Below are 12,705 nucleotides of genomic sequence, written 5' to 3' on the forward strand. Positions count from 1 at the left end.
CAGTTTGCGACAGAACCCAATATTTTCTACTGCAGTACCTCTATCATAGTGTAGTACATCTTGTATATTTCTTTGTAGTTCTGAGTTAATATCTTTCATTAGCTAGTCCTTTATTTTTTCTTTCAACTTAATTATAAAGTCGACTAGCTACAGACACAATTTAGTGGACACTACCGTAAATTAAGAAAAGGTTTTATAGTGAAAAAACTAATAAAAGTGCAAATATATTATTTTACGGTACTTAGGGGATAGATTTAGGGTGGTCCACAAACGCAGCTAGCTTAACACTGGTCCTATCTCTAAAATTAATTTATTTTGATATACTTTTATAAAATTATTTGCGAAAGTTTCTCTCTAAAATTGTTGATATACATACTCACTGAGATTAACTGTCAGTATTTAGATATGAAATAATTATCGAACTGAGGTTATTTAGCATTTATAACCATCTCACCAGGCATTGTAATACTAATCTGCCCACCGTAGACACATGTATTACATGAGCTTTTTAATAATGCTGGTTGACCATTTACTTTTGTTTTTACAGCAGGTACAGCCCAAGGAGCTGGAGTGACAGGGACACAAGGGCATGGTGTTGGAACAACTGGCTTACCCATCCCCGCAGGGTTAGATGGACTATTACACATCCCAAACACTTTAATATTTGCCATTGATATACTGTCACTTATAACAGCAGCAAGCTGGCCTTGACCTTTAACAAACGGACCTTTAGGTAATGCTGTTAATGGAGTTGGAGCAACTCCAAATGCACACTTAAGCAAAGCATTACTTACAACAAAATTACTCATAATTATCTCCTTCTAGCAAGCATTTTTTATTTAATAACTCAGGCATTAGCGAATAGCTATTACCTAAGTCACCCATCAAGCATTCATAATAAGCCATACTTTTTAGCTTATCTTTTAAATTAGAGATTTGCTCTAATTTAATATTATCAAAACTAAAATCTGAAACTTTATTAGCAGCTTGTTCTGCGTTTTCAACAAGTTCAGCATATACAAGATATTTTTTTTCTTTTTCAGATAAAAGCTTACTGATTTTTTTCTTAGTTAGAAAACTAACTTTTGTATTATTAAGCTGCTCTTTAAGATTATCAATTTTTGCTAATAACTTCTTAGGAGCATCCTGTTGGTTGACATCTTTAATCTTTTTTATCTGCTCTGCTTGGCTCTGAGCAGAGTTATAAACTTGCTGTTGAACTCCCTGGACAGCTTCTTTTAACTTAGTACATTGTGTACTATTTTGATTAGATAAAACGCTATCTAACTGTGTTAAGAAATTAAACTGGCGCATATTTTTCATTGGAATTATTGCTTCTAAACCAGGGTAAGCAGCCATAATCATACGATCTTGATCAATTTTTTTTATTAAGCTTGTAATATCATTCATCTTAATATCCCCTTATAAACTGGCTAAAACTTTACTTAGTTCTGTTAAGCAAGCTTTTTTGTCTCCTCCAAGATTGAGCTTATTTAATTGCTGACTTAACTCATCTAACTTTTGTCCAGAACCAAATAAAGGATTCTGCTTTTTACAGTTCTCTTCTAGCTCGCTAATATACTTAAAATCTATTTTATCTTTCCTAGCAGCACCATTCTTAAGCGTATCTTCAATATTTTTGATAAATTTAACATCATCTACTGAAGGATTCTTTTTTTGTAAAATATTCTTTAAATTTTCAAGTTTAAGCATATCATGCTCTGTTTTATCCTTGATATTACGGCATAAATCCTTTTCACAGCATTTGATATATAGATTAGAAATTTCAATCACTAACTTATCACAGCTTTCATGCATATCTTCTTTTAAAAATTTCTCTCTAATTTTAATAAGCAAGTTCTCAATAGTTGTAACATTCTCCTCTAGACCACAAGTGCTAAAACCATCACCGTACAATACATTAAGCTCAATCCATTGCGAATATATCTTTTCGTAGCTTTTATTATGGTCAGCCAGAAAATAGCGCTGGTATAAAGTTTTATATGCAAGCTTCTTATTTAAAAAATCGCAGCTATTTTTTGCTTCAAAATCTAATAAATAATTATCAATATTAAATGTTTTGAAATCTTTGAACTCAACCTGCTTAAATTTAGCTGTCGCAATTATAATCTGATTGAATTTTTCATAGAGATCTTTGTTTGGATCATCTTTATCTTTAATATTATTAGGTGAGCTTAGTTTATAAAAAGCTTGCTCTTCTTGTTTTGCTTTCTTAATATCCTTTAACTTTGTATTTGATAACCAAGCATTTTTTTGTAAAGTAAATTTATTAGTATTAGTTACTCCTCCTAAAAGACTCTCAAAGCTCAAATCATAATAAGTAGACAACATTAATATATTCAGCTTTAATTTAAAAAGAGCAGCAAAATTAGAATTATTTTTAAGTTTGATAACTAAAGCATCATCAACATAGTTATTTACCTTTTTACCAACTGCTAATTTTGACTCTAAAGTTTCAATAATTGGATTCCATATATAGTTATTATTAGAGGTTAGTGCTTTAAGTTTTAACTCTGCTAATGCAAACAGAACTGCTCTAAAGCTTGTTACACCTTGAGGATCTAAAATATTTATACTTAATTCTTGATATTTAATATATCCAAACGCATTATCTAAAGCCTTAAGAATTGAACTATATGAATCATTACCTAATTCCTCAATATAATCTTTAAGGATAACTAATTCATCTTGTGGAATTATTGATAAATCAGGTGGTTGAATAGTCAAAGTATGTAATGTCCCAAAGCTATAATTAAAAACAGCATCATTAGCCTGTTCTAACAATAAAGGAATTTGACCAGAATTAGCTGTATTTTCAGTCTCATTAGCTAATTTAGCCAAAATAGGGTTTAGTGTATCACCCAACATTTCTGAAGCTTGGGTAAAGAAACTTTCTAACTCTGAAATTATATCTTGCTGTAACTTAGGATTTATTTCATCTTCATCAATTTTCTGACTATAGTCTTTAATTAAGTCCAAAAGCGATACATTAGTCTTGTAATACTCTAGAAGTCTATTTTTCTCCGCACATATATTCTCAATCTTACCAAACTCTATATCTAGCTGACTATGACTAATTAAACTAGATAGTTTATCCAAACAGTTAAAGAGACGATAATCCTTAATTTCTTGTTTTAGCAAGTGAATAGTCTGCTTAGCTAGGTCTTGTACTTTGACATTTTGGTTCGATACTATTCCAGACTTATCATTTAATTTTTTGACATTTTCCTTTAAGCCATAATAATCATAATCTTTTAAGCCTGAATATAATTGTGATAATGTAGTTATACTTTCATAAGTAGCCGCTTGTTCAACTAAACTATATTCAGCTTTAAGGATATCAAGAGCAATCTGAGCATGCTCATTTATAATAAGATAATCTAGCACGCACTCTTTTAGCGCTAATGATAGAACTTTATCTTGACTACTCACAGCAGCAATATTCTTCTTTAGAGCCTTATCAAACTCTTCAAAGAAAGTTATATTTTCAGATATCTGAGAGAATAGTTTATTTTTCATATAAATTAACTAACAAACCATATTCCAAAATAAGCGACCAGTGGAAAACATACACTAGCAACAAATAAACTCTTAAGAATCCTAGATTTATACGTCTTTTTGAATTTATTATTAACTCCTTCAAAAGTTTCAAAACTAAGACCATGTATATCTTGATCTGGTAAAACCACACTTAGCTTATTTTTATATTTATCAATCTCAGCCTGCACACCAAGATAGCAGCCTTTAAATCCTAACGCTAAGATTAAATATAAAACTTGGGCAACCTCCTTTGGAAATACAGGATTATCTAGAATACTATCTGCAATTTCAAAGAAATAATCCCCTCCATCATTTCTTTGATAAACCTCTTCTTGGAGCAAATGCCAGTTTGGATTACTCTTTGTCATATTTAGATTTGCCTGATTCATCATTTCATCACAGTAAGTATAAATAGCAAAAGCTATATAAAAGCTCGCTCTTTCACCATGCTCTTGATAAACCGTATCACGAATATTACTAGTCTTGATAATAACTTCATCACGAAATGCCACTACATCCTGCATTTCAACATTTGCATCATAGTTATCTATAAAAGAATTTATAGTAACAAAAACATCTATAATATCTTGGTGCATAAACACTCCCTATTTAACTTTTACTTTTAAATTTATCTGAATACCTATCCTTCTAGAAAAATGGTTGGTAAGAAACTTTTGTACTAAGTCAGCATAAAAAATAAACTCTGACTTTGATAAATCTGTTCTAATATAAATTGCATAACTAAATTGGCCATCTGATTCAATACTTATCAAATTTTTATCAATAAAATCAACAGCATAAATATCATGATTAGTTATGAGCGACACTAAGGTATTAAATAAATCTACATCTAAACCTGTAGCATTTATAACATTTAAAACTTTTAAGATATTTTCTGCTCTTTCTAAAAGCTGGTTCCTTTTAAAGCCATAACTATAAATAATATTAAATTTTAAACTTCCAATACTGCGACTAAGAGGTAAAAAAGTATAGTTTTTTTTCTCAATATCAGCAGAAGCTATTTGTGTCCATTGCGCATTAATAACAATCTCATTAGCTTCCTCTGAGAGGTCTTCTAAAGATGGTTTAAGAAAAGCTACTCGCATATGCCCTGAAGGTTCAAACATCAGATTATAACTCTTAGCAGAACTTAAATTTAAATAGCTATGATACGCCTTATCATCATTGTACTGTACTTCATACAGCTTTGTTGGAACATATTCATTAGGACCATCTAAGTGTTTTACTGCATAGCTTTCTTGAGAATAATCACAGCTAATTTTCATAGCATAATCTTCAAATAAGTTAAAAACTGGCAAAAGATTAGTCTTAATACTTTTACCTGATAGTGGCTTCACTATATTATTAGACTTTGGAACCTCTATTTCTAATAGAATCTTAGAAAAAAGATAATCTTCAGGTAAGCTTTCAAACTCAACATAAAAATTACTAAATACTGCTTGAGTTAAAGATCTCAATATAGCTTCTTGAGTCACCTCTAAATTTAACTTAATATCAAAATTCAAAGCTACACTTGTAGATAATGGCTTCTCTAATTGACTAGAGTATAGTGTCATCTTCGCCGTTTTATATTGGCGTAAGGCATTTATTAGATGATAAATTTGATAATTTTTTAACGCTAAAGGGTTACAGCTTAATAAAAAGCGATTCCTATCCAACCTAAACGGTCTAATTGCATCTAACTCTATACTTAATAAACTTTTATCCAAATAACAATTTATTACTTCAAATGGAGATAATGAAAAAGGAATAGCTGCCTGAAACCTAAAACGATTATCATCAAAATTTAATGCAAACTCCTCTCCTAATTCTAAATCTATAAACTTATCGTTTTGATTAGCTGATATTTCTACGATAGCATGATTTGGGATATGCTGAAAGAAATGTGGATAATAACTATAGAAAAGGTTAAACCTTCTTTGTAACAAGAAATTCTGCGTACTTAACGTAGAGCGTTGCACTGTATAATCTACGGCATCAATAATCGCCTTTAGATCCCTAGACTTTAAGATATCATTTTTATTGTATTTACTTGATTCTAGATACTGGTAAAGCTGCTCTTTTGACTGAATCTCTTTTAAATTAGTATCCATATTCATACCTCTCATAGATTTTTATCTTATGGCTCATCAGCTCAGTACTATCTGATAAATTAAATGGCATAAAAACAATTTTTATAGGATGCACAATAAGCCAAACATTCACCGCTATGTATTTTCTATTTGACTCAAAATGTTCACTTAAAACTAAACTATCAATACACTGAGATATTTCTTTACAAGTTTTTTCACTAAATAAAGTTTCAGACTGAATTGTTATGTCAAAATGCAATTTCGGAGATAATAACTTATTCCCAAGGTGCATATTTGAAAATGAACTATTGCTATCCAGATAACTAGACTTATCAATAAGGTCTAGCTTCCATAATGATCTAACATTTAAATTAAATTGCGTCAGTGCCCTTTCAAACAAACTATTAAAAGATGATAACGAATAAAAAAAATTATCATTCCGAGTAAAAAGAATATCTCCGTTTAAATATAAGTTTTTCAGGTCATTAGACTGTTCAGTCAAAAGCATGTTTATTTGACTTTTTAAAAGTTTACTTGCTAAAGAGTTTAGAACATTAAATGATGTGGATTCATTATGAGAAGAAAAGAAATCTAGCACATGGTCTGGCAATGCTGAATTAGCCGATAAAATACCCATATTTACTATAAGTTTAACACCAGAATTCTCAAAGATTACATCTTCTATTAATCTACCAGCCTGGCTTAAACTAAGGCGGCTCACAAAAGTAATATCATCAGCCTCAAAACCATTACGATACAACAATTCTAGTAGAACCATTAGGTCTAATTGTCTTAGTCGAGTTGTAGGTATCTTGTTTAATTCATTTATACTCATTTATATCCATTTCTAAATACTTACACATAATAGTAAACAAATTTTAAATCACTTACATCTTTATTATTTAATAAGCAAATCACTTGCTCACTTAAAATATAATCCCATTCTCTTGATGGTAAAATTTCATATATATCACAATATTTATCAACACTAGATACAGGTAAAGGATTAAAATCTAGCTTTGAGAGTTTTAATCCAACCATCGCATATTTATTGACATGCTCTATTCTACTTGGAGATGTAAGCTTAATCATCAATAGTGAATAGCTATGATCTTCTACAGGCTTACGTACTACTAAGTAATGTTTCTTACGATTTAATGCTTCAAACTCTATAACTCCTGTAGATAGTAGATTTTCTATTGCCTTAAATGTCTTGTACTCTATGGCTTTTGTATGTAAAACCTTTTCAAATATAGCATTAATCAATTGCTGAAAACTATCTAATGATCTATCATGTCTATAAACTAATGCTGGATCTAGCTCAGTTATATCCTGATACTGTAACAAATCCAAATATATTTTTTGTGCAGCATGAAATATAAACATTGGCGAATATTTAGTATAAGATAACTGCCATAGATAATAACGAAGTTGATTACAACTATTTGAAATATTATTTAACAATGTTACTTTAACTGCCGAAATAGCAGAGTTCGTTGAGCGCTCATTTAATATATATGAATATATAATTTGTAATAGGTTATTAATCTTATTGATTACTAAATTAAAACCATAATTTTTAGTAGTTAAAATAGGCGGCAAAAATTCTCCTAATGTCCATTTATTATCTTCTAACTTATTTAATACTAAAATCTTAAAGCTATTTAGCTCATCAACCTCTTCCGGATTAATTACTAAAGAAATGTTTGACAACTTGGTTTGAACCTTGATAGTACCATCATTGATATTCTCAATCAAAGGTTTCTCATCAATGCTAATAACAATCTCTGCTGTATCTGAGTCAACCGTATTTAAATTTAGCTCCAAAGATTTTGGATAGCTCGAGCGCTGATAATGGATATATTCCGATCTAAGGGTTATATACATAAACGACTCTATTCTAAAGATATTTTTCTCTAATAAATATTCATCTATCTTAAGCTCTGCTAAACCATAAAAGTCAGTTGCCGAATTAATTTGACAGAGGTTTATATTACGCTGAGCTGAAAAACGCTGTGATAATGTAAAATGTTTAGGTAATACCGCCTGTCCTAAATGCCAATTTATTTGCTGCATGGTTTATCCCATATTTAAATATAATTAGTTAAATTTTTATTCTCTTCATAAATCTAAATCAAATGCTGAATCAAAGTCATCATCTTGATGGTTATGACTATAACCATGATCCAGCTCATAATTATTATGACCTTCCTCATCATAGTTATTTTCAGCCATGGTTTTTTGGTTAGAAAGCTCTAAAATATTATCAACATTAAAATCGCCAACTCCTACCTGCATATTATCAGGATCAACCTCTATATTAGCCTCTACTTTTTTAAGCATAAACCCCCATAAAGGTGAGCCTTTACTTCCCTCAATAACTTGTTGAATAGCAGTATACGTCTCCGGAGTAACTGCATTTAGAAAAACTTGAAACTCCCTTGGAAAGTACTTAATAGGATTAAATTTTTGAATTTCAGTTTGAATAGAATCAAATAATAATGATTGTTCAAACTTATCTGCTGTCCCATTTGGTGAGCTAGCTAGCTTGCTAAATCTTGATATTTTTAATAACAGGTTTGCCCAATGGAAACTATACCTATCATCTTTATTTTCATCACTTGAAGTAGGTGGCTTTTCTTCAACTTCTGGAGTTTCTTGAGCACCACCTTCTTCTTTTATAAGATACTTAGATGCTGTAATTAAAAATTGATTCTTTGACTTATTAAATTCGGCTAAGTCAGCCTTTTCAATACTAGAATTTAATAACTCATAAATTTCACCTATATGAGTCTTAATTAGGTCTAATTGAGTATTTGAAATATCAGTCTTGTAATAGTTCAAAGCATCATTAGCTTCATTGGTTAAAGATATGATGCTACGTATAACTATCATATCCTTTTTATTAATAGGAGAAATCAACTCATACTTACCCAATATCTCGGCTAAGGCTTCTAGAGTTGTAACAAAATCATCCGCACTATGATTTAGATTTAAATAAGCCTGCAAATAAAGACAAAAAAACTGTATATCAAGAACTTTATCTTCTTGAACATATTCAGAAATAGCCTTTATAACTTCATGAAACTTCCTTCCTTCTATAAATTCTGTACACTCAGTTAAAACCTCAAAGTTAGACCGTTTAATAACTTCCCAACCTTGATCACCTCTAAATAAATCATTTAATTCTTCACTTGCTTTGCTCATTTAGTATCCTATTTAATTTGTTAGATTTTATCAGTTGTTCTCAGTCAGTGAAACATTTTACCTATTTTTTAAATTTGCATGCAAAAGCTCAATTTTAGAATAAGATATAACAATCAATTCAAAATAATTAATATATTGTAATGAAAAAATTTCTGTTTTGTAATCTAATTTGTCACTTATTTTAGAATAAATACAGTATCCTAGGGCTATCCATTAAAATAAATTTAGGGGTTCAGAAACAAAGCCATTGAAAAGAGCTATAAACTATATGATTCCATATTAATTTGAATATATAATGGAAAATGAAGTGGTAGACTGTCATAAATTGACGGGATAGATTAAAAAACCACTTTCCTTAATAAGGGGGGTGGAAAAAGTTTATAAAATAAATAGGAGAAAATTGAAATGGCAGTAAATGACGAAATACCAAAGTCACGGTTGATGCTTCGCTATAAAACTGAGGTTGATGGAGAATTAAAAGATAAAGAGTTACCTTTTAGGTTGTTAGTGATGGGAGATTTATCTCAGGGTTTATCAAAAGATAGAAAAGAAGACTTTGAAGAAAGAAAAATTCGTCATATGGATGGCACGATTGACTCTATGATGAAAGATATGGATATGGAGCTTAATATCTCAGTACCAAATCGTATATCTCCATCAAAATCTCCAAATCTAGATGTTAAATTAAAAATTAATTCAATGAAATCATTTCAACCTGGCGTAATCGCGGAAACAGTGCCTCAACTTAAATCTCTAATAAAACTAAGAGAAATGGTGCAAGAGTTTGAATCTACTGTTGACAATAATAAAGGTTTTCGCAATTTAGTAAAAGAAATCCTTAGAGATGAAACAACTTTAGAGAAGATAAAACAAGAGCTACCTGCTTTAGAATCCTTCAAGATGATTAATGAAGAGGCTATTGAAGGTGAAGTTATCCCTGCTGAAGAAGGAGATAAATAATGTCTGAAGTTACTACAGAAACACAAACAAAAGAAGAAATTAATTTGTCAAAGTTATTTTCTAGCTTGAACCTTGAGACGACTGAAAATGCTTTACAAAAAGTAGACTATGAGTATGTTACTGATGCTAATAATCAAACAGATATAACTTCTGATGATGTATTAAGATTAGCTGCTGGCTTATCAGCTATTTTTGCAAATGCAAAAAATGAAGATATGAACCTTTATAATAAACATTTAACTCGCAATGTAATCAATCGTATCGATACAATAATAGAAGAGCAAGTTAATGATATTATCCATAATGAGAAGTTTAAAGCATTAGAAAAGCAGTGGTTATCTATCAATGAAATCTATTTAGATAAGCCAAATGATGCGCCAATTAAGATTTCTGTATTAGATGTTTCTAAAGAAGAATTATTAGATGATTTTGAGACTAATGCGGTTGATATCTCATCTAGTGATATGTTTAAGAAACTATATGTCAGTGAGTATGATCAATATGGTGGAGAACCATATGGTACGATGATTGGCTTATATGATTTTAAAAATACTCAAGATGATATAAATTGGCTTTCAATCATGGGAAAAATAGCTACAGCTTCCCATGCTCCTTTTATAGCCGCAGTTAGTCCAAAATTCTTTGGTTGTGATACAGCAGAGGATTTAGCTGATATTAAAAATCTTAGTGCTTTGATGGAGCATCCAAAGTATGGCAAATGGAATAAATTTCGTAAGACAGAGCAAGCAGCGTATATTGGTTTAACAACGCCTCAGTTCTTGTTAAGAGCGCCATACGATCCTGATAATAATCCAACAACAGGTAAGTATATTAAGAACTTTAAAGAAAAAATAACAAATCCTCTTTCAAATGAAGAATATACATGGGGTAATTCATCTGTTTTATTTGCTAAGAATTTAATGAGAGCATTTAGGATAACAGGCTGGTGTCAGAGTATTAGAGGTCCACGTTCAGGTGGTACTGTTGAAGGTCTTCCTGCACATACATTTGATATCAGAGGATACGAAGAATTAAAGGTTCCTACAGAGTTTGTGATACCTGATTATCGAGAATTAGAATTTGCTAATGCTGGATTTATGCCATTCGTGTATAAGAAGGGTACTTTAGAGGGATGTTTCTTTAGTGTTAACTCATTAAAGATGACAGAAGAGTATAAGGATCCGAAGGATTCTGAGAATTCACAGCTTATAGCGAATATATCATATACATATTCGATAACTAGACTAGCGCATTATATAAAAATGATAATGCGTGATCGTATTGGATCTTCAGCGACTAAAGAATCTATTACAGATACTCTTTCTAGTTGGATAAACCATTATGTTACTACTGTACCAAGCCCAACTGATTTAACTAAAAGTTATTTCCCTTTTAAAGCTGCAGAGATTTCTGTAGACCCAATAGAAGGAAAAATAGGTTGGTATAAATCTAGTATCGCAATCCTTCCACACGTTCAATTTGAAGGTATGGATGTTGAGTTAAGTGTTGAAGCAAGGCTTAACTCATAAAAGCTAATAATTAACTAACAAAAATATAAGGATACTTAAATGTCAAATTTTATAGCAATAGATGGTCAGAGAATGACATTATCACCTGGTTCGCATCCTAATGCTAACCTTACAGCGCCTTCACCTACGCACGATGCTGTATTTGTTCAATTGAAATTCGCAGCAGAAGCAGGGCCTATTGATATAAGCACTAAGCTACCTTACTATGATATTGGTAGTAAAGCTCCAGGCTCAGCTTCTGTAAACTTCAAAGTAGAATATGTTGAATTTGATGCTATTGCTCAGACAATTAGTTTACATATTATAACTAATAAAGCAATCGCAAAAGAGTTAAATGCAAGTCTTACTAAAGTGTTAACAGGTGGTGCAAAAGCTCAGCTTACTGTAGAGATAGCAGCAGCTAATGAAAAGCAAACAGTTGATCAAGCTAATAAAGGTACGATAGTGCAATACTTTGATCCTCAAGGTGCGAAATTCACAATGAATGAAGAACAAACTCGTGAGTTCCAAGCTCTAATTGCTCATGAATGTGGTGATTCTTATCTTCGTACTACATCACAAAATGAGACTGAGTTAACAAGTACTATATCTCTTTCTGGTAAGTGGGATAAAGGTACACCAATTTCAACATGGTCTGGTGATAGTACTCAGAAAGTTGTTGTTGGTGTTGTTGGAACAGCTGCTTAAGAGAGCATTCTAATTATTGAAGTTCTAAGTTGGGTTCTGTCGCAAATGTTTAAATCAGTGAGAGCCTTTCCAAATAAATGTGTAAATTCACTTACATAAACCTCTGAATTCTATCTTCAAATTCAATAGCGAAATAAGGCATAGCCTCATTCCAATATCTCATAGGCATAGACCATTTTTTAGTCAAATAATCTATAGCCAAATATAAAGACTTGAAAACAGAGTCATCTCGGTTTTGTCGCAAATATTTAAATCAGTGACAATTTTCATGAAATCAGTATGCTCTAGATACAGTTATGCTGCTATAGAATAGAATTGATCCCAAATAGTCATATTTTCAGCATTAATGTGCTGACCTTTTCTAATCATATTTATTAACTCATAACCAGCGATAGTGGACTCCATGGAGTCCCAAGACTTAAATCCCATCATGGGTCGAGTCAATCGTTTAATACTTCTATGATCCTGCTCTATCAAATTATTTAAATACTTATTTTGTCTAATTTCAATACCATGAGTTAACCATATCCCTAGTAAAAATAAGTAGATATTGATAGTCAGTAATGCAGCCTCATTAGCACCAGATTTATCTACATTTACTTTCTCTGGCAAACCATGCCTACCAATGGCTTTCTTAAAGAATTTACGTGCAGCTTTTTCATTTCTTT

At 31.0% G+C, this 12,705-nt stretch carries 12 protein-coding genes; 3 read left to right on the forward strand and 9 right to left on the reverse strand.

Going from position 1 to position 12,705, the window contains the following annotated elements:
- Positions 1-428 precede the first annotated feature (428 nt).
- From F3D62_RS10230 to F3D62_RS10265, 8 genes are read right to left on the reverse strand one after another with little or no spacing between them, the layout of a single operon-like run.
- Positions 429-809 carry a DUF4280 domain-containing protein gene (locus F3D62_RS10230; RefSeq protein ID WP_150468152.1) on the reverse strand — a complete coding sequence of 127 codons (381 nt, stop codon included), beginning with the start codon at positions 807-809 and terminating at the stop codon, positions 429-431.
- Complete coding sequence (locus F3D62_RS10235; protein ID WP_150468153.1) at positions 802-1,410, reverse strand: hypothetical protein; 609 nt, start codon at positions 1,408-1,410, stop codon at positions 802-804. The genes F3D62_RS10230 and F3D62_RS10235 overlap by 8 nt, the downstream gene beginning before the upstream one ends.
- Positions 1,411-1,422: 12 nt before the next feature.
- Positions 1,423-3,540 carry a hypothetical protein gene (locus tag F3D62_RS10240; RefSeq protein WP_150468154.1) on the reverse strand — a complete coding sequence of 706 codons (2,118 nt, stop codon included), beginning with the start codon at positions 3,538-3,540 and terminating at the stop codon, positions 1,423-1,425.
- Positions 3,541-3,545: 5 nt separating this feature from the next.
- Positions 3,546-4,157 carry a DotU family type IV/VI secretion system protein gene (locus F3D62_RS10245; protein ID WP_150468155.1) on the reverse strand — a complete coding sequence of 204 codons (612 nt, stop codon included), beginning with the start codon at positions 4,155-4,157 and terminating at the stop codon, positions 3,546-3,548.
- A 9-nt stretch (positions 4,158-4,166) separates the two neighbouring features.
- A complete protein-coding gene (gene iglH, locus F3D62_RS10250; RefSeq protein ID WP_150468156.1) occupies positions 4,167-5,675 on the reverse strand; it encodes a type VI secretion system baseplate subunit TssF/IglH in 1,509 nt (502 codons plus the stop codon).
- Positions 5,665-6,489 carry a hypothetical protein gene (locus tag F3D62_RS10255; RefSeq protein ID WP_150468157.1) on the reverse strand — a complete coding sequence of 275 codons (825 nt, stop codon included), beginning with the start codon at positions 6,487-6,489 and terminating at the stop codon, positions 5,665-5,667. Before F3D62_RS10255 ends, iglH begins: the two co-directional genes overlap by 11 nt.
- Before the next feature lie 20 nt (positions 6,490-6,509).
- The gene (tssK, locus tag F3D62_RS10260; RefSeq protein ID WP_150468158.1) at positions 6,510-7,730 is read right to left on the reverse strand and encodes a type VI secretion system baseplate subunit TssK; all 1,221 of its coding nucleotides are present in this window, start codon (positions 7,728-7,730) and stop codon (positions 6,510-6,512) included.
- Between the two features lie 45 nt (positions 7,731-7,775).
- Complete coding sequence (locus F3D62_RS10265) at positions 7,776-8,861, reverse strand: type VI secretion system protein IglI family protein (RefSeq protein ID WP_150468159.1); 1,086 nt, start codon at positions 8,859-8,861, stop codon at positions 7,776-7,778.
- Positions 8,862-9,266: 405 nt separating this feature from the next.
- Between F3D62_RS10265 and tssB the strand changes: the two genes are divergently transcribed.
- From tssB to F3D62_RS10280, 3 genes are read left to right on the forward strand one after another with little or no spacing between them, the layout of a single operon-like run.
- A complete protein-coding gene (gene tssB, locus F3D62_RS10270; protein WP_150468160.1) occupies positions 9,267-9,821 on the forward strand; it encodes a type VI secretion system contractile sheath small subunit in 555 nt (184 codons plus the stop codon).
- Complete coding sequence (gene tssC, locus F3D62_RS10275; RefSeq protein WP_150468161.1) at positions 9,821-11,350, forward strand: type VI secretion system contractile sheath large subunit; 1,530 nt, start codon at positions 9,821-9,823, stop codon at positions 11,348-11,350. Before tssB ends, tssC begins: the two co-directional genes overlap by 1 nt.
- Before the next feature lie 39 nt (positions 11,351-11,389).
- Positions 11,390-12,037 carry a hypothetical protein gene (locus F3D62_RS10280; RefSeq protein WP_150468162.1) on the forward strand — a complete coding sequence of 216 codons (648 nt, stop codon included), beginning with the start codon at positions 11,390-11,392 and terminating at the stop codon, positions 12,035-12,037.
- A 294-nt stretch (positions 12,038-12,331) separates the two neighbouring features.
- On the opposite strand, the gene F3D62_RS10285 is transcribed toward F3D62_RS10280, so the two are convergent.
- Positions 12,332-12,705 (reverse strand): DDE-type integrase/transposase/recombinase (locus F3D62_RS10285; protein WP_150468163.1); only part of this gene is annotated, 374 nt, incomplete at its 5' end.

The sequence above is a fragment of the Francisella sp. SYW-9 genome, from assembly GCF_008711465.1.
Lineage (GTDB): Bacteria > Pseudomonadota > Gammaproteobacteria > Francisellales > Francisellaceae > Francisella.

What these genes read in the sequence shown, in the direction of transcription:
- F3D62_RS10230 (WP_150468152.1), bottom strand. Translation starts at nt 809, where the DNA reads ATGAGTAATTTTGTTGTAAGTAATGCTTTGCTTAAGTGTGCATTTGGA.
- F3D62_RS10235 (WP_150468153.1), bottom strand. Translation starts at nt 1,410, where the DNA reads ATGAATGATATTACAAGCTTAATAAAAAAAATTGATCAAGATCGTATG.
- F3D62_RS10240 (WP_150468154.1), bottom strand. Translation starts at nt 3,540, where the DNA reads ATGAAAAATAAACTATTCTCTCAGATATCTGAAAATATAACTTTCTTT.
- F3D62_RS10245 (WP_150468155.1), bottom strand. Translation starts at nt 4,157, where the DNA reads ATGCACCAAGATATTATAGATGTTTTTGTTACTATAAATTCTTTTATA.
- iglH (WP_150468156.1), bottom strand. Translation starts at nt 5,675, where the DNA reads ATGGATACTAATTTAAAAGAGATTCAGTCAAAAGAGCAGCTTTACCAG.
- F3D62_RS10255 (WP_150468157.1), bottom strand. Translation starts at nt 6,489, where the DNA reads ATGAGTATAAATGAATTAAACAAGATACCTACAACTCGACTAAGACAA.
- tssK (WP_150468158.1), bottom strand. Translation starts at nt 7,730, where the DNA reads ATGCAGCAAATAAATTGGCATTTAGGACAGGCGGTATTACCTAAACAT.
- F3D62_RS10265 (WP_150468159.1), bottom strand. Translation starts at nt 8,861, where the DNA reads ATGAGCAAAGCAAGTGAAGAATTAAATGATTTATTTAGAGGTGATCAA.
- tssB (WP_150468160.1), top strand. Translation starts at nt 9,267, where the DNA reads ATGGCAGTAAATGACGAAATACCAAAGTCACGGTTGATGCTTCGCTAT.
- tssC (WP_150468161.1), top strand. Translation starts at nt 9,821, where the DNA reads ATGTCTGAAGTTACTACAGAAACACAAACAAAAGAAGAAATTAATTTG.
- F3D62_RS10280 (WP_150468162.1), top strand. Translation starts at nt 11,390, where the DNA reads ATGTCAAATTTTATAGCAATAGATGGTCAGAGAATGACATTATCACCT.